We start from the raw sequence: 17452 nt of genomic DNA on the forward strand, positions 1-17452 counted from the left end.
TGAGTTCACCAGCCTTCCAGTTTTGGGCATTCTGTGGCCCGGTAGCTCTTGTCCCGATAGCACACACCGGGTTCAGTGGTTCGGGCAGTGAAGATTTCCCCTGCCGCCGTGGTCAGACGAACTTGTCCGTAGGGCTCGCCATGTCGGAAAGTGGCCTTGATCGAGCTGCCATTGGGGTTTTTCAGTAACCCCTTGCCATGGAACTTCCCTTCGATGTATTGACCTTCGTATTTCTTGCCATTGGCAAAGACCTCGGCCCCCTGGCCGTGGAAGGCTCCGTTGGAAAATTCGCCTTCATAATGGCGACCATCGGAATAGGTGAGTGTGCCACTGCCATGGAATTCGTTGTTTCGGAAACCGCCGACATACAGCCTGCCGTCGGCGGTGGTCAGAGAGCCGTGACCATTAAGCTGCCCGTCTTGCCAGTGCCCTGTCAGGATGTCCCCGTTTGCTAAGGTCAGGGTGCCTTTGCCATTGAACTGGTCAGCGAGAAATTCACCAGAGTAGAGGGCCCCGTCGGCACTGCGCCATTCACCTTCACCTTGCCGTTTACCGCCCGACCAGTCTCCCTCATAACGGTTACCGTTGGGATACCAGGCAGTCCCGTGACCGTGGAATTCTCCGTCGACGAAATGGCCCTCATAACGCAAGCCATCGGTATCCTGATACGTCCCATCACCGGTCTTCACCTCGCCAACCCAGTTGCCGTCACGGAAATTGACGGTGGTGATGGCATCCAGCTCTCCGACAAGTGTTATTTCATTGCCGGCTTGCAGCGTAACTGTGTGATTCCAGGTCTTGAAGCCGGGCTTGCTGATGGCGACATCGTACCGACCAGGGTCCAGCTTCAGATCAAGGCGGGTAGCGCCGTAATCCGTGCCGTTGATGGTGACCTGGTCGCCGATAACATTCGACCTTAGCACCAGTGCCGCCTGAGTTGCCGGCTTCTTCTGAATTGGCGGTGCTGAGGCTGCGCGGGTTGTCATTGTCACTGAAGGTTCAGCCACCGCAAGCACCTCCGGATTCTGCGGCATATCCGGAACGGTAAATGGGGTGGCATCAACCCGGGGTGACACAGAAGCCGGGGGTTGTCGCAGGCTTTTAACCGGTGCGGGGGGGGCTGGGGCAGAGACTGTGCTGTTCTGGGGGGGCGCAGGCTTTGAGGCTGCGACCTGATCAACGGCGGGTGGTTCGAAGGCTTCAGTCATACGAAGGTTATCCCTGACCGATGCGAACCCGGCGGTTACCAGCAGCATAATCGCCAGGGCGTTAACGAACAGAAGTGGTCTGAAATCGACCATGGAGGAACCTCTTGACTCTGCATTCTTGGGTTGCTGTCTACGGCTCCATCTTACCTAGTGAGTGGAAGGCTATGTAACAGAAAGTGTCCGGGAGTTGGTGAGAATGCAGGCCAAATCACACTTTATCCGGAAGCTGATCATGGTTGAGTTGCTCCCACGATCTCATATACACATCGGCTTCGTATTCATAGGGTGATTTGAACGGGGTAAGCACGAAATCAAACACCAGAAAGAAGAATCCGATGGAGGCCCAGGCGATGATCATTGTGCTGATGGTGGTTGCTTGCACTTCAGGGTTGGAGTTTACGAAGTCCTGCAGTAGAGGAATCAGATCCGATGCCATCACCACTGGATTAAAACTGGCCAGTACAAAGGTGATCCAGAAGGCGATAAAGACAGGGAAGAATCCGAACGACCAAAGCAGGCGGCGAAGGAGATACATGGCCGCTTCTCGCCAGAATCGCTGTCTGATTTCCGGAACGTTACGGATCCGTTCAAGGTAACGTCGTCTTTCTGCCCAATAGGCGGCTACTTCCGGTGCGTCAACAGCCTTTGATTGAGATGCAGGGGTTGTCATGGATGGGAGTGATACCTTATAGCTTCTGGAGTGATGCATGATAGTCGATACTACGTGTTACCCTACAATTCTCCAATCGTTTAAAGACAGGATAGTTTGAATGGCTGCAGTGATCGACAACGCAACCCATCCGGCCTTTGAGAAGCTTCGCAGTCACCGGATCGACACGCTCAATCTCCGGGTTGAGGAATATCGCCACAGGAAGACCGGCGCCCGGCACCTGCATCTTGCTGCAGATAATGATGAGAATGTGTTTTTCGTGGCACTCCGGACGTTTCCTATGGATTCCACCGGTGTAGCTCATATTCTGGAGCACACCGCACTGTGTGGCAGTGAGCGTTATCCGGTCCGTGACCCGTTCTTCATGATGATCCGGCGCTCATTGAATACTTTTATGAACGCCTTTACCAGCAGTGACTGGACGGCTTATCCGTTCGCCAGCATGAATCGGAAAGATTTCGATAATCTGTTGTCGGTGTATCTGGACTGCGTTTTCTTCTCCAAGCTGGATCCGCTGGACTTCGCGCAGGAAGGTCATCGTCTGGAGTTCGACAAACCCGATGATCCTTCAACCGATCTGGTGTATCGAGGCGTTGTCTACAACGAAATGAAGGGCGCCATGAGTTCGCCGTCTTCCCAGTTGTGGCAGAACCTGAGTAGCCACCTGTTTCCGACCACGACCTATCACTACAACAGTGGCGGTGAGCCTGATCATATTGTCGACCTTGGCTACGACGATCTGTTGCAGTTCTATCGCCACCACTATCACCCCAGCAACGCGATTTTTGCCACCTATGGCAATATTCCGGCTTCCGAGCACCATGAGAAGTTTGAAGAGTTGGCGCTGAAACGCTTCGACCGATTGGACATTGATCTGCCCGTTCGCGACGAGAAACGCATGTTCGCGCCGGTTCGGGTCGAGCAGGGCTACGCGGTCAACGAAGGCGAGAGCACTGACAACAAGACTCATATCGTGGTGGGCTGGCTTCTCGGTCACAGTTTTGATCTGCAGGAAAATCTGGAAGGTCAGCTGCTGTCTGCCGTGCTGCTTGAAAACAGCGCCTCTCCCCTGATGCGTGCTTTGGAAACGACGGACCTGGGGCATGCGCCATCACCGATGTGCGGACTGGAAGATTCCAATCGCGAAATGACCTTTGTCTGTGGGGTTGAAGGCAGTGAACCGGAAAAGCATAAAAACCTGGAAGCGCTGATTGAATCCACACTTGAGCAGATCGTGGAAGACGGTGTCAGCGAGGAGCGGCTCGAAGCTATCCTGCACCAACTCGAACTGCACCAGCGCGAAATTGCCGGTGATCAGTTCCCTTACGGTCTGCAGCTGATCATGAGTGCCATTGCTCCTATGGTGCACGGTGGTGATCCTGTTGAACTGCTTGACCTGGAGCCGGTTCTGGCAACGCTCCGGGATAAAATCCGGGACCCTCAGTATGTTCCAGATCTTATTCGCCGTAAGCTTCTGGACAATCCTCACCGGGTCACCCTGACCCTGCGACCGGATGACAAACTTGAATCCCGGCGGCAGGAGGCTATCCGTGAGGCCCTCGCCCGTCGTAAGGCCGAGCTGAACGACGACGAAGTCAGGATGATTGTTGATCGGGCGAAGGCGCTGGAAGAGAGGCAGATGCAGAAGGATGATGATTCCATTCTGCCAAAAGTGGATCTGTCCGACGTGCCGCTGCAAATGCCGGAGCCGGAAGCCCGATATGACGGCGAAATTCCGGCAACGGTCTATGCCCGGGGCACCAATGGTCTGGTCTATGAACAGGTTGTTGTTCCGGTACCGAAGCTGACGGAAGAAGAGCTGCTTCTGGTGCCTTATTACACCACGCTGATTTCCGAGGTGGGCTGCGGTGAGCTGGATTACCTGCAGATGCAGGATCGTATTTCAGCGGAATCCGGTGGTATTGGCGCGGCATTCAGTGCCAAAGGGCGTATTGATGATGTACAGGAGTTGTCAGGGTATATCATTTTCAATGGTAAGGCGCTGTCCCGCAATCGCAGTGCACTGACACGTCTTCTGAAAGACCTGTACACAGATGCCCGCTTTGATGAAAAAGAGCGCATCCGTGAGATCATTGCTCAGATACGTGCCCGCCGCGAGCAGGCGGTAACCGGTAGCGGTCATGCCCTGGCCATGGGGGCCGCTTCTCAGGGGATGAGTCCGGGAGCGTGGTTGTCGTTCCGGCTGGGAGGGCTTGCCGGCATCCGGGGTACCAAAGAGCTGGATCAAGCTCTGAAAGATCCCGCTGAGCTGACGGCTCTGTGTGAAAAACTGTCCGCATTGCACGCGAAGATCCGTAACCAGAGTCGGGAATTCCTGGTTATCGGCGAGGAGGAGCAGCTTCCGCCGATGGTTGATGATCTGAAGTCCTGCTGGTCTGATGCCAGCGGAGCTTCAGTATCGGAGTGGCGTATACAACCGGTGAACTACACGACCCGTGAGGCCTGGCTGACGTCTACTCAGGTGAACTTCTGTGCCAGAGCCTATAGTACTGTCCCGGTTGATCATCCTGATGCTGCGGCACTGACCGTGCTGGGCGGCTTCCTGCGTAACGGCTACCTGCACCGTGCCATCCGTGAAAAGGGTGGTGCCTACGGTGGTGGTGCCGGTCAGGATAGCGTGAACGGGACTTTCAGGTTTTTCTCCTACCGTGATCCTCGCCTGGAGGAAACGCTGGACGATTTTGACGCAGCCCTTTCGTGGCTGCAGGACAACGATCATGACTACCAGGAACTTGAGGAGTCGATTCTGGGTGTTATTGGTCAACTCGACAAGCCTCGCTCGCCTGCCGGTGCCGCTCGTCATGCTTTCCATAACAAGTTGTTTGGTCGGACGCCTGAGCAGCGGGCCAGATTCCGAGAGCGGGTGCTTTCGGTCACGCTGGATGATCTTAAGCGTGTGGCAAGAACCTGGCTGGTGCCGGAGAGAGCCAGCACCGCCGTTGTAACCAGTCCTGAGAACCGGGCGAGGGCTGAGAGCCTCGGCCTGGATATTCAGGAACTCTAGCTTAGGCCTTCAATACGGGGTCAGTTGAGAAATTCAGCTGACCCCGATTCGTCTGGGCCCTGCCAACGCGGACGCTTCGCTGCGTCTCGGATTCAATCAACGCTGCCTTTTCAACCCGGTCGTTACCATGATTCGGGTAGATATTTCCTCAACAGAGTAGGCTGTGGTGTTGAGGAACGGAATGCGCTCACGCCGGTACATTAACTCGATTTCCTCGATCTCGTGCATGCATTGTTTTATGGATGAGTAGCGAGAGTTCGGTCGGCGTTCATTGCGTATGGTTGCAAGACGCTCCGGCTCAATGGTCAGGCCGAAAATCTTTTCTTTGTGAGGTTTGAGAGCTTTCGGAATCTGTTGGTCTGCCAGATCCTCTTCCGTAATCGGGTAGTTTGCAGCCTTTACGCCGTATTGCAGCGCCAGGTAGAGGCAGGTGGGCGTTTTACCACTTCGGGAGGCACCGACCAGGATCAGATCGGCTTCATCGTAATGTCGCGTTCGAGCGCCATCGTCATTGTCCAGCGCGAAATTGACCGCATTGATGCGACGCTCATAGCTTCCTTCGTTGTTGATGGCGTGAGACTTACCTACAGTGTAGGAAGACGAGGACTGAAGCTCCTGTTCCAGGGGGTTGAGGAAGGTTCCGAAGATATCCACCATGAAACCTTTGGCGGTGGAGATGATTTCCCGGATATCTCTGTTTACAATGGTGTCGAACACGAGCGGGCGTGCCCCATCAGTCTCGGCCGCCTTGTTGATTCGCTTAACCATTTCCCGGGCTTTTTCTTCGTCTGCAATATAGGGAACAGTGACCCGTTCAAATTCAATCTTTTCAAACTGGGCCAGCAGACTGTGCCCAAGTGCTTCGGCTGTAAGGCCGGTGCCATCCGATATGAAAAAAGCAGTGCGTTTCATGCAGTACCGTCCGATTCCTTGGTTCCTTGATGCCATAACTTAGTGGCCTAGGTAATTTCCGCAGGTTACAGTATCATACACGCCCAGTTCGAGACTCCGCAGGGGAATTTTCCTGCTTTTACTGCCCGATACCGCTGGTCCGGTTTTGCTCTTTGCTTCACAGACTCAAGGGAGACATGCTTTGGAAGATTACATTATCTGGTTTGATCACCTGGGAATGTCCGATGTCGATCGGGTAGGCGGGAAAAACGCCTCACTCGGCGAAATGATCAGTAATCTCGCCAACGCAGGTGTTACCGTTCCGGGGGGCTTTGCCACCACAGCGCACGCGTACCGTGAATTCCTGGCTACCGACGGCCTGAAAGACCGTATCGACCAGGCACTGGATGTTCTGGATATCAACGATGTCAATGAATTGGCCCGGGTTGGTGCACAAATCCGCCAGTGGATCATTGAAACGCCGTTTCCGGACGTTCTGGAAAATGCTCTGAAGGAATCCTTTGCTGTTCTGCAGGATGGCAATGAACATATGGCCGTTGCCGTTCGCTCTTCTGCCACTGCGGAAGACTTGCCTGATGCCTCATTCGCGGGGCAGCAGGAGACCTTCCTGAACGTGGTGGGGCTTGAGCAGGTTCGCACCTCGGTGAAGGAAGTCTTTGCATCACTGTTTAATGACCGGGCCATTTCCTATCGCGTTCACCATGGTTTCGACCACAAAATGGTCGCGCTTTCTGCAGGCATCCAGAAAATGGTCCGCAGTGAAACGGCGTCCAGTGGCGTTATGTTCACTCTGGACACCGAATCCGGTTTCCGTGACGTTGTGTTTGTAACCGCCTCCTACGGGCTGGGCGAGACAGTTGTTCAGGGAGCTGTGAACCCCGATGAGTTCTATGTCCATAAGCCCACTCTGGAAGCCAACCGGCCCGCGGTTCTGCGTCGCAACCTGGGAAGCAAGGCCATCAAAATGGTCTACAACACCAAGCCTGATGACGGTGAGTTTGTTGAAACAGTGAAGGTGGAGCAGGAAGAGCGGAATCGCTTTAGCGTCTCCGATGCCGAGGTGGAAGATCTGGCTCGCCAGGCAATGATCATTGAAAAGCACTACCAGCGTCCGATGGATATCGAGTGGGCAAAAGACGGCGATGACGGAAAAATTTACATTGTTCAGGCTCGGCCTGAGACCGTAAAGAGCCGTGCATCTGCCAATGTCATGGAGCGCTATCTGCTGAATGAAACCGGAAAGGTTCTGGTGGAAGGCCGGAGCATCGGACATAAGATCGGTAGCGGTCCGGTCAAGATCATTACCAGTATCAAGGAGATGGACCGTGTGCAGGCCGGGGACGTGTTGGTAACCGACATGACTGACCCGGACTGGGAACCGGTAATGAAACGCGCCTCCGCTATAGTCACTGATCGGGGAGGGCGGACCTGCCATGCGGCTATTATTGCCCGTGAGCTGGGTATCCCCGCTGTGGTCGGTTGCGGCGATGCCACCGAACTGTTGAAAGACGGTCAGGAGGTTACTGTTTCTTGTGCCGAGGGCGATACGGGCATGATTTACGAAGGTGCCCTGGATTTCGAACTGCGGGAAAATACCGTGGATTCCATGCCCAACATCCCATTCAAGATTATGATGAACGTTGGCAATCCGGACCGGGCTTTTGATTTCCAGGCCTTGCCCAATGAGGGTGTGGGTCTGGCCCGGCTGGAGTTCATCATCAATCGGATGATCGGCGTGCACCCCAAGGCTCTGTTGAATTTTGACGGTTTGCCCCGGGACATCAAGCAGACGGTAGAAAAGCGTATTTCGGGTTACAGCTCTCCAGTGGATTTTTACGTCGATAAGCTGGTAGAGGGTATCTCGACACTGGCGGCCGCCTTCGCACCGAAGAAAGTGATTGTTCGGTTGTCGGATTTTAAATCAAACGAGTACGCCAACCTTATCGGCGGCACCCTTTATGAGCCGGATGAAGAGAACCCGATGCTTGGTTTCCGGGGTGCCTCACGCTACATCTCTGACACCTTCAGGGATTGCTTCGAGCTGGAGTGCCGGGCTCTGAAAAAAGTGCGTGACGAAATGGGGCTGACCAATGTGGAGGTGATGGTTCCGTTTGTGCGTACCGTTGGTGAGGCGGAGCAGGTCGTCAAACTTCTGTCGGAGAATGGGCTCAAACGTGGTGAAAACAACCTGCGGGTTATCATGATGTGCGAGCTGCCGGCTAATGCACTGTTGGCAGATCAGTTCCTGGAGCACTTCGACGGTTTCTCTATCGGCTCTAACGATCTGACCCAGCTGACATTGGGTCTGGATCGGGATTCCGGCATCATTGCTCACCTCTTTGATGAGCGGAATGATGCGGTCAAGGCTCTGCTGTCCAATGCCATTCAGGCGTGCAAGAAAGCCGACAAGTACATTGGTATCTGCGGCCAGGGGCCGTCAGATCATCCGGACCTTGCCAAATGGCTGATGGACCAGGGCATTGATACCGTGTCACTCAATCCGGACTCGGTCCTGGACACCTGGTTCTTCCTGGCCGACGAAAAAATAGACTGAGCGAGTTTCGAGGATAAGGAGAGCGATAACGTGACAACGATAATTACCCCGGATCTGTGTGATGAATTTCCCGAAGTGCTTGTTGCAGAGCCTGGCTTCAATAACTACGGAGGAAACAAGGCGTTTGGCGGAGAGATTGTAACCGTAAAGTGCTTTGAAGATAATTCCGTGGTGAAAGAGCAGGTCGGCCAACCGGGAAATGGTCGCGTAATGGTTGTAGACGGTGGGGCTTCAAAGCGTCATGCGCTGCTGGGCGACATGCTGGCAGAGAAGGCTGCGAGTAACGGTTGGGCTGGCCTGATCATCTACGGCTGTGTCCGAGATGTGGATGAAATCGGCAAAACAGCACTCGGTGTTCAGGCCCTTGGCACCCATCCCAGAAAGAGCGAAAAGCGAGGTCTTGGTGACCTGAATGTTCCGGTCACTTTTCATGGCGTAACCTTCCATCCCGGACATTACGTCTATGCCGACAACAATGGCATTATTGTTTCTGAAAAGCCTCTGGTCTGAGGCTTTTCGGGGACAGAAAAAAGGCGGCCAGTGGCCGCCTTTTTTTATGCTCAGCGAGTGACTTCGCTGATGTTTGTGCCTAACAGGAATCCGTCCCCTTCCGGTTCGCAGCGAATGACCTCGCAAACCGTCTCCAGCGGCGGAAATTGTTCATTGCTGGGATGGAGGACCGTGCGAAGCTCTTCGCCAACCTCAACGGCCTGTTCAACGTAGAGTTGCATGCCGGTGGCACTCAGGTCGCGGCAGACCCCTTTGAAGCGGTAACCCCGACTGTCGCTGATCTCGATCTCCGAGTTCAGTTGCATACGGTGAAAGTCACGTTTCTCTGAGTAATCTTTCATTGCGTCAGGCCCAATTGTCGGTTTTTCTTGTTGGTTTGAGCATCGGAATAATCAATGCCAGTAACACGCCGCCCAGAACCAGACCGGCACCCAATAGCATGAAGTCGTGTTCCTTGCTGGCTTCGAGGCGTTCGTTCTCGGCGGTAAGAACCTCAAGGTCGTTGCGAATTTTCTGATTCTCTTCGCGCAGCTCCCGATTGCGACGCTCCAGGTTGATCGAGTCGGCCGCGATGCTCTTAATTCTCTGCAGTTCTTCCTGAAGATTCTGGGATCGATTGGACAGAGAGGATTCCGAGTTTTCCAGTGCGTTTCGTTCACTGGTGACGTTGGCGAGTTGCTCCTTGACCTGGGCCAGCTCCGTGCGGGCCTCTTCCAGCTGGCGGTTGGCTGTCCGGAGCTGATCTGCGGCAACGGGCGTTTCGCTCAGATACTGACTGGAAACCCAGCCCTCGGTGCCTTTCGGGGTTCGAACGCGGGTGTATCCCGAATCGGATGCGTCGAGCACTTCTAGTGGGGTTCCGCTGGGAACCGCGTTCTCGATGATGCGAAACTGGGAACCGGCGCCAGACCTTACGGGAAGGTACAACTGGTCATCCACCCAGACGGTTTTGGCCTGGGCAACGGCAATGGACGAAACTGCGAACAACACACTTATGGCGAGACGAAAAAGCGTCACTGGTTACGTTCCCTGAAGTTCTGCGGTTGAAATCTGAGCCTGATCAAGAGCGCAATTTTGTCACAGATGCCCCGCCGTGCAAGCGAGCCATCATTACAATAAACTCATGGTACATCGACCTCCGCTTACGGCAGAACGACCTTGTAGGGCTTAACAATAACCTTTGCATAGACACCTGCGTCAACATAGGGGTCGGCATCTGCCCAAGCCTGTGCGGCTTCCAGAGAGTCGAATTCGGCGACAACCAGGCTGCCGGTAAAGCCGGCATCGCCGGGTTCTGGTGTGTCCAGAGCGGGATGAGGGCCAGCAACAAGTAAACGGCCTTCGGCTTTCAGAGCCTGTAACCGCTCGATATGAGCAGGGCGCACGGATTGGCGCAATGGCAGGCTGTTTTCGACGTCTTCACTGATAATGGCGTAATACATTCCGCTCTCCAAAATAGCTTTCATAAACAGGGTAACTGGTCAGACAATCGATGGTCGTGTTGTGCAAGGGTTGGCTGCTACACTGTGAGGCCATGGCGTACCGCCAGTTCATGATTCAGGATATTTTGTGACTATACCGCAAGACCCGCATTTGTGCATTGATCTGCATTGCCACAGTACAGCTTCTGATGGTGCTCTATCACCGGCAGAGCTGGTGGAGCGGGCGGCCAGTTGCGGTGTTACCCACCTTTCGCTGACAGATCACGACACCATCGCGGGACTGGCCCAAGCCGACGCAGCTGCGCGCGCCAAAGGAATTATGCTGATTCCGGGTGTCGAGCTATCCTGTCTCTGGAAAAGCCGTACTATTCACATAGTTGGACTGGATTTTGATCCTGAGACGGACGGTTTCAGGAAGGCACTGGAGCATCAGAACGACAATCGCTGGGCCCGTGCGCGCTTGATAGCAGATCGTCTGGCCAAACTCGGTATTGATGATCTGCTGGCCAAGGCGTCCGAGGTCGCCGGTGGTGATGTCCCCGGGCGGCCGCACTTTGCGAAAGTTCTGATAGAAGCCGGTGTGGTCCGGAATGCCGCTCAGGCGTTCAAACGATATCTGGGCAATGGCAAGCCTGGCGATGTGAAAGCCTTCTGGCCGGAGCTTCCGGAAGTTGTACGCTGGATTACCGAGGCGGGTGGCATTGCCGTTCTTGCTCATCCTCGAAAGTACCAGCTTACTGCGACAAAGCTAAGGGAATTGACTGCGGATTTTCGAAGGGCAGGGGGGCGGGCGATCGAAGTTTCAACTTCCGGGCAATCCAGCGGTGACATGGGCTTTTTGGCGGAGTTGTGCAGGAAAGAAAAGCTACTTGCATCCCAGGGGAGCGATTTCCACTTTCCAGGCGCTCCATGGTGTGAGCTTGGCCGTATCATGAAAATGCCAGACGGGCTTGAGCCGGTCTGGCATTCATTCAGGCGCCCCGTTCTGAATCCTGCGCCGGTTTAGTCCGGCGCATGGATCAGAAGGTACAGATCCGTCAGTGAGTCCGGAATGGCGTCGGCCATCTGCCGGGACAGTTTTTCACTGTTGCGAACCTTCTGGAAGTCCTCGTCGTCGAACAACCCCGATAGTGTCAGCATGGGGACTAACAGATCGGCTGTTTCTTCCTCGCTGGCGGCTTCGAGCCATTCTTCTTCGTGTTCAAGGAAGGTGTCCACGAACCCGGCGCACCAGTTTTCAAGGGCGTTCATAGGGTCGCCGTCCTCAGGTTCTGGCAGCTGCAGAGCTTGTCCCATGTCCAGGGCGTGAGCCATGTCATTCGCCAGTTGACTGGCGCAGCGCCTGAAGACATCCGGAACCCCTTTATCGGGCACTTGGCCGGCTCCTGTGGCGAGGCGGAAGATATCTTCCGCACTCAGTTCAGACGGGCCAACCACGCTGGCACAGACCACCCCGTGGAAGCCGAAGAAGTCCAGGGCGTCATCCCCCCAGGGCTCGGCAAACAGGATGTCTTCCAGCGCTTCGATGTCCGAGTTGGATAGCATCAATCAGTTACTCCCGGCATTTTTGGCCTCTTCCGCAGCCTTCTGGCGCTTCCGGACCTCTCTGGGGTCGTTATAGGCGCGGCCCGGTGTCACCGGAACGTCGGTTGCCGGCGTTTCGTCTGACGAAACCGGTTGTTTGCTTTCTGGCTCGGAAGACTTCTCGACTTTCTCAGTCTCGACCTTCTCAGGCTCTGCTTTGGCAGGCTTGACCTTCTCAGCCTCGGCCTTCTTAGGCTCGGCTTTGGTAGGCTCAGCCTTCCCGGAATCGGTCTTCGTTGGTTCCGGCTGCTTGGTTTCAGTTTCCGCTTTCGGTGTCGTCCGGTTCGCGGTTGCTGGTTTCTCCGCTGGCTGTTCGGCCTTGTCGCCCGTGGTCGCAACGTCAGGCTTGGCAGCTGCCACTGGAGTGGCTTTCGGTTCTTTCGGCTGCGTCTTGGCCTTCGGCGCTTGTTCCGCTGCAGGCGCGGGCGCTGCCTTGGGCTCTGCCTCTGGTTTGATAGCAGCCTCTTTTTTGTCAGCCTGGTCAGTTACCGGCTTTTGCTCGCCAGCGTCGTCCGGGTTCTTGGCAGAGACTGGCTCCTTGGCTGGTTTCTGAGTTTTTGTGGCAGCCTTTTCGACTTTATCGTCGGATTTCTGACGAGATCCCGTGCTTTTGCCAGCCCCGGCGGGTTCTGCGTCTGCAGGCTTGTCAGCGTTAGCTTTACCCGTTGCCGCTTTCTCCGGGGATTTCTCTGCGGTTTTGGGGGGCTCTTCCGACTGCGCTTGAGGCTTATTGCCTGAAGGTGCCTTGTCTGAGGATGCCTGCTCAGGTTTCAGTTCCTTTCTGGATTCTTCCTGAGCAACCGCTGTTCTGGGCGCCTCTTTGGTTGCAGGTGCTGTTTCTGCCCCGGCTTCGGGCTTTCCGGGCGCTTTGGTGACGGTTTGCTTAGCTGCTTCGGTTTTTGCCTCCGGCTTCACATCGTCACGACCCTTTTCCGGCTGGGTGTCTTTCTGGTGCTTTTCACTGCGAGCACTTTTGCGATCCGCTGGTGAAGAGGCCGGTGCTTCAGATGGCGAGCCGTCACGGTTACGTTGGCGACGTGGCTTGCGGCGCTTCTCGTCAGAGCCGGATTTGTCAGTTGTGCCGGATTTGGCGGCATTATCCTGCGGGCCCTGATCTTTCTGATCGCGGTTGTCCTTCTGATCCCGCTGAGGCTTGTTACGGCCCCGGCCCTGATTGTCGCGACGATTATCGCGGCGATTGTCAGAGCTGTTGTTTTCTCCGCCTTTGTTATCGCTCCCGCGGTTATCAGGGGTTTTGTTATCTGAGCCCTGGCGATTCTGGTTGCCACGGTTCTGGTCATCACCGCGGTTGCTGCGTCCACGTCCGCGGTTCTCTTCATTACGACCGCCCTGGCGCCGATCGCTGCCACTGCGGTTGCTGCCTGAGCGCTGCTCGCCTTCGCGGGCTACGCGGGATTTGCGGCGATCCTGACGGCCCTGGTTGCGACGATCGTCACGCTGGCTTTTGCTTTTCTCACGATTTTCTGACGGTTGCTCTTCTTCTCCACCAAAAAGGCCGGCAATCTTGCGTCCCAGTCGGCGGAACAGGCCGTCTTCCTGATCGGCTGTTTCTTCAATTTTTGCGGTCGTCGGGGCAGGCACGCTGGGCCGAATGGCTTTTACTGCAGCTTGCTCGCGAGCCGGCTTTTCAGGGGCAGGGGCCTCAAATATTTCTTCTTCACGCTCGCTGTATTCCTGAGCCACCTGGTGACTTGCAATATGCTCGGGCGTTGCTTCGTCCTGACGCATCCGGATGATTTCGAAGTGTGGTGTTTCCATGTGCGGTACCGGAACCACCACCACGCTGACTTCCTGGCGAGCTTCAATGTCTGCCAGTTGCTTGCGTTTCTCGTTAAGCAGGAAAGTGGCGACCGACACAGGTACCACCGCCCGTACTTCACCCGTCTTGTCTTTGGAAGATTCCTCGTAAATCAGGCGCATGATGCTCAGGGCGAGGGATTCGATGCCGCGAATAGTGCCCTGACCTTCACAGCGGGGGCATACCTCGCTTCGGGTTTCGCCAAGAGAGGGGCGCAGACGCTGGCGGGACATCTCCAGTAGGCCGAAGCGGGAGATCTTGCCAACCTGAACCCGGGCCCGGTCGATTTCCAGGGCTTCACGTACTTTCTGTTCGACTTCCCGCTGGTGCTTGGCCGGTGTCATGTCAATGAAGTCGATGACGATCAGGCCGCCCATGTCACGCAAGCGAAGCTGACGGGCTATTTCTTCGGCTGCTTCCAGATTTGTCTGGAATGCCGTTTCTTCGATGTCCTGTCCCTTTGTGGCCCGGGAAGAGTTGATATCGATGGAGACCAGTGCTTCGGTAGGGTCGATTACGATGGAGCCGCCGGAAGGCAGTTTCACTTCCCGCTGGAATGCGGTCTCGATCTGGCCTTCGATCTGGTACCGGCTGAACAGGGGGATTTCATCCTTGTACAGCTTGATCTTGTTCTCGAAGGTGGGCATGACCGCGCGAACAAAATTCAGAACGTCTTCATACACGCTGTTGGCGTCAATCAGAACCTCACCGATATCCTGGCGAAGGTAGTCGCGAACTGCACGGATGATTACGTTGCTTTCCTGATGGATCAGGAAGGGTGCTTTGCGCTCGCCGGCTGCCTGGGTGATGGCTTCCCAGAACTGCACCAGATAATCTAGATCCCATTGAAGTTCTTCGGTACTGCGGCCAATGCCAGCGGTACGAACGATGATACCCATGGATTTTGGTACCTGGACATCGCTCATGGCTTCCTTGAGCTGGGCCCGCTCTTCACCCTCAATCCGACGGGAAATGCCGCCGGCACGAGGGTTGTTGGGCATGAGCACCAGGTAGCGTCCTGCCAGAGAAATAAAGGTGGTCAGGGCTGCGCCCTTGTTGCCACGTTCTTCTTTATCGACCTGTACGATGACTTCCTGGCCTTCGGAAACCACATCCTTGATGTTGATCTTGCCTTCGATCTGTCCGGGGGACTTCTTGAAGTAATCCTTGGAGATTTCCTTCAGCGGCAGAAAGCCGTGGCGCTCGGCGCCGAAATCTACAAAGGCGGCCTCAAGGCTGGGTTCAACCCGGGTAATGCGGCCCTTGTAGATGTTGGCTTTTTTCTGCTCCCGGGAGCTGGATTCGATATCAAGGTCGAACAGACGCTGGCCGTCAACCAGAGCAACGCGCAACTCTTCAGGGTGAGTTGCATTGATGAGCATTCTTTTCATGGAAAGAAAGAGTTCCTGTCGTTTAATTTGACAGAAAACCAGAGGGGTTCGCATCAGCGAAGCAGGATGTGCGTTCCGCGGGCCCTGTTACATCAGAGAGGACCGGCGGCCAGACGAATCAGACCCTTTGGGGGTGTGATCCTTTCGGTCTGTGACCAATGCCGACGATCCGTCTGCCTGTGGGCAGGGAGAGGTCGTTTAAGGTTCGTGTCTGTTGACGCATGTTATCCGTTTTCAGGTTCACTCAGGTGCCTGGGTCTCACGTCGTATTCGTATGCTGGACGGCCCGGCCCTGGGTGGCAATGATTCTTCGCGATGTCGCCCGCGGTTTTCTGCGCGGTTTTCCTTATCCCGGGTACAGAATGCAGTCTTCTTAAGATCTGTCCTGGTCCTCCGGGAGTATTTCTCTCGCCGATCCCGATAGTGATTGGGTGCACGGCGTTCAAACTCTCGAATAGTGTCGGTATACTTCTGCCGCTCCGGCTTCTGACTTGAGTTGGTCAGGCCGTAGACAAACGGCAGATCACGCCGGAATATAACAGTATTCACGCAGCCGTTCAATCCTGCAGTTACGCCACCACCTAGGGGACTTCATGTCGCGCAAGCCCGTGAGCAAAAAAACAGCTGAAGTCAGGACCGGAAGTGCCGCCCGGTCAAGAGGAGCAGGGGGGCGAGAGAAAGAGGCTCCGCGGGGCGAGGTTCGTCAGGGTGTTCAGTGGGTTACTGTGGATGAGGACAATGAGGGGCAGAGAGTGGATAACTTCCTGCTGGCCCAGCTTCGAGGTGTGCCCAAGAGCATTATTTACCGGATTGTCAGAAAGGGCGAAGTCCGGATCAATAAGGGGCGGGTAAAACCCGACACCCGGCTCAAGGCTGGGGATCAGGTGCGGATTCCTCCTGTAACGCGAAAGGAAAAGCCTGAGCAGGCGGCTCCCGGTTCGCGGGTGCAAGGGGTTATGGAGTCTGCTGTGGTTTTCGAAAACGATCAGATGCTGGTCGTCAATAAGCCATCCGGGATTGCCGTCCACGGCGGCAGTGGTTTGAGCTTCGGGTTGATTGAGGTGTTGCGTTCTGCCCGCCCGTCGGCAAAATTTCTGGAGCTTGTGCACCGTCTCGATCGTGATACGTCTGGACTGGTTATGGTGGCGAAAAAGCGATCAGCGCTGCGCTATCTGCAGGATGAACTGCGCCAAAAGCGCATTCGGAAACGCTATCATGCGCTGGTTGCCGGCGAATGGTCTGCAAGTGTCGACCGGGTTGATGCTCCCCTTCTGCGTTACGAAATGCCCAACGGCGAGCGCCGGGTCAAGGTGGATGAGTCCGGCAAGGCGTCGCTGACGACCTTCCGCTGCCTCGATGGTTACGCGGGGTACAGCCTGGTTGAAGCCTCCCCGATTACCGGACGTACACATCAGATTCGGGTCCACAGTGCCTGGGCGGGGCATCCGATTGCCGGTGATGACAAGTATATGGATGATGTCAGCCTCAAGGCTTTCCGGGCAATTGGCGGTCAGCGATTAATGCTGCATGCCAGGGCGCTTGAGTTTAGCTTGCCGGTTTCTGGCGAGCCCATGCGCCTCGAGGCACCTTACGACGATGCATTTAACGACGTGATCCGGAAGCTTTCCGGGCGTCGCAAAGGAACAGGTCAATGAACGTCAAAGTGGTTATTTTTGACTGGGACGGAACCCTGGTGGATTCCGTAGAACACATTGCTGACAGTCTGCACCAGGCCGCAACCGAGTTGGGCTACCCGGCTCTGGAGCGTGAGGCCTACCGGGATATCATCGGCCTTGGTATGGTTGAAGCGCTCGAAAAGCTATATCCGGGGATCAGCCGGGACGAGATGAACAGTATTCGGGAAGGTTACGGTCGCTATTTTTTCAGCAAGGTCACCACGCCACAGAATATCTTTGACGGTATGGCCGATGTGGTTGCTGACCTGCGAGGCTCCGGGCGTAGCTGTTCCGTTGCCACCGGCAAGAGTCGGCGGGGGCTGGATTTTGCCCTGGCCTCCAGCGGGCTCGGTGCTCATTTCGAAATAACCCGATGCGCCGATGAAACCCGTTCCAAGCCTGATCCGACCATGCTTGAAGAAATTATGCGTTTCTACGGCATTGAGCCGGCTGAGGCGGTGATGATTGGTGATACCCGTTACGATCTGGAAATGGCTCAACGTATTGGTATGCCATCCATCGGGGTTGAGTGGGGTGTGCATAAGCGGGATGTGCTGGGCGAGTACTCCCCGCACGCCATTGTTGATTCTGTGCCCGACCTTCGTCGAGTTCTGGGGTTGTAAGCAGATCGAATTCGTTGACGTTGCAGACAGGATGCGTG

15 protein-coding genes are annotated in these 17452 nt (G+C 55.5%); 6 read left to right on the plus strand and 9 right to left on the minus strand.

The window, feature by feature from the left end; translation table 11 throughout:
* Positions 1-5: 5 nt before the first annotated feature.
* Together KO499_RS16060 and KO499_RS16065 are read right to left on the minus strand one after the other, a co-directional pair.
* Complete coding sequence (locus tag KO499_RS16060; RefSeq protein WP_215984777.1) at positions 6-1301, minus strand: MORN repeat-containing protein; 1296 nt, start codon at positions 1299-1301, stop codon at positions 6-8.
* 115 nt (positions 1302-1416) lie between these two features.
* A complete protein-coding gene (locus KO499_RS16065; RefSeq protein ID WP_215984778.1) occupies positions 1417-1878 on the minus strand; it encodes a hypothetical protein in 462 nt (153 codons plus the stop codon).
* Positions 1879-1978: 100 nt separating this feature from the next.
* Here KO499_RS16065 and KO499_RS16070 point away from each other — a divergent pair, with 100 nt between their 5' ends.
* On the plus strand, positions 1979-4903 hold the full coding sequence (locus KO499_RS16070; protein ID WP_215984779.1) for an insulinase family protein: 2925 nt from the start codon (positions 1979-1981) through the stop codon (positions 4901-4903).
* A 96-nt stretch (positions 4904-4999) separates the two neighbouring features.
* Here the strand turns inward: KO499_RS16070 and KO499_RS16075 are convergent, their stop codons facing one another.
* On the minus strand, positions 5000-5815 hold the full coding sequence (locus tag KO499_RS16075; RefSeq protein WP_215984780.1) for a pyruvate, water dikinase regulatory protein: 816 nt from the start codon (positions 5813-5815) through the stop codon (positions 5000-5002).
* A 217-nt stretch (positions 5816-6032) separates the two neighbouring features.
* Between KO499_RS16075 and ppsA the strand changes: the two genes are divergently transcribed.
* Both ppsA and rraA read left to right on the plus strand, forming a co-directional pair.
* On the plus strand, positions 6033-8369 hold the full coding sequence (gene ppsA, locus KO499_RS16080; RefSeq protein ID WP_416240400.1) for a phosphoenolpyruvate synthase: 2337 nt from the start codon (positions 6033-6035) through the stop codon (positions 8367-8369).
* A gap of 30 nt (positions 8370-8399) precedes the next feature.
* A complete protein-coding gene (gene rraA, locus KO499_RS16085) occupies positions 8400-8879 on the plus strand; it encodes a ribonuclease E activity regulator RraA (RefSeq protein WP_215984782.1) in 480 nt (159 codons plus the stop codon).
* A gap of 50 nt (positions 8880-8929) precedes the next feature.
* Here the strand turns inward: rraA and KO499_RS16090 are convergent, their stop codons facing one another.
* The 3 genes from KO499_RS16090 to KO499_RS16100 form a co-directional block, all read right to left on the minus strand.
* Complete coding sequence (locus tag KO499_RS16090) at positions 8930-9220, minus strand: PilZ domain-containing protein (RefSeq protein ID WP_215984783.1); 291 nt, start codon at positions 9218-9220, stop codon at positions 8930-8932.
* A gap of 4 nt (positions 9221-9224) precedes the next feature.
* Positions 9225-9896, minus strand: a complete 672-nt coding sequence (locus KO499_RS16095; RefSeq protein ID WP_215984784.1) for a TIGR04211 family SH3 domain-containing protein — start codon at positions 9894-9896, stop codon at positions 9225-9227.
* 125 nt (positions 9897-10021) lie between these two features.
* Complete coding sequence (locus tag KO499_RS16100) at positions 10022-10321, minus strand: YciI family protein (protein WP_215984785.1); 300 nt, start codon at positions 10319-10321, stop codon at positions 10022-10024.
* Positions 10322-10448: 127 nt separating this feature from the next.
* Between KO499_RS16100 and KO499_RS16105 the strand changes: the two genes are divergently transcribed.
* On the plus strand, positions 10449-11327 hold the full coding sequence (locus KO499_RS16105) for a PHP domain-containing protein (RefSeq protein ID WP_215984786.1): 879 nt from the start codon (positions 10449-10451) through the stop codon (positions 11325-11327).
* On the opposite strand, the gene KO499_RS16110 is transcribed toward KO499_RS16105, so the two are convergent.
* The 3 genes from KO499_RS16110 to KO499_RS16120 all read right to left on the minus strand — a co-directional run bounded on the left by KO499_RS16110 (position 11324) and on the right by KO499_RS16120 (position 15664).
* Complete coding sequence (locus tag KO499_RS16110) at positions 11324-11866, minus strand: YecA family protein (RefSeq protein WP_215984787.1); 543 nt, start codon at positions 11864-11866, stop codon at positions 11324-11326. The genes KO499_RS16105 and KO499_RS16110 overlap by 4 nt on opposite strands.
* 3 nt (positions 11867-11869) lie before the next feature.
* Positions 11870-15115 (minus strand): ribonuclease E, encoded by a 3246-nt coding sequence (gene rne, locus KO499_RS16115; RefSeq protein WP_215984788.1) that lies wholly within the window; start codon positions 15113-15115, stop codon positions 11870-11872.
* Between the two features lie 240 nt (positions 15116-15355).
* Positions 15356-15664 carry a hypothetical protein gene (locus KO499_RS16120; protein ID WP_215984789.1) on the minus strand — a complete coding sequence of 103 codons (309 nt, stop codon included), beginning with the start codon at positions 15662-15664 and terminating at the stop codon, positions 15356-15358.
* Positions 15665-15708: 44 nt separating this feature from the next.
* Between KO499_RS16120 and rluC the strand changes: the two genes are divergently transcribed.
* Both rluC and KO499_RS16130 read left to right on the plus strand, forming a co-directional pair.
* Positions 15709-16770 (plus strand): 23S rRNA pseudouridine(955/2504/2580) synthase RluC, encoded by a 1062-nt coding sequence (gene rluC, locus KO499_RS16125; RefSeq protein ID WP_215984790.1) that lies wholly within the window; start codon positions 15709-15711, stop codon positions 16768-16770.
* Positions 16767-17414, plus strand: coding sequence for an HAD family hydrolase (locus tag KO499_RS16130; RefSeq protein ID WP_215984791.1), 648 nt, complete (start codon positions 16767-16769; stop codon positions 17412-17414). The genes rluC and KO499_RS16130 overlap by 4 nt, the downstream gene beginning before the upstream one ends.
* Positions 17415-17452: the final 38 nt, after the last annotated feature.

Origin of the sequence: Marinobacter sp. F3R08 (assembly GCF_018860425.1) — a bacterium.
Classification (GTDB): Bacteria; Pseudomonadota; Gammaproteobacteria; order Pseudomonadales; family Oleiphilaceae; genus Marinobacter.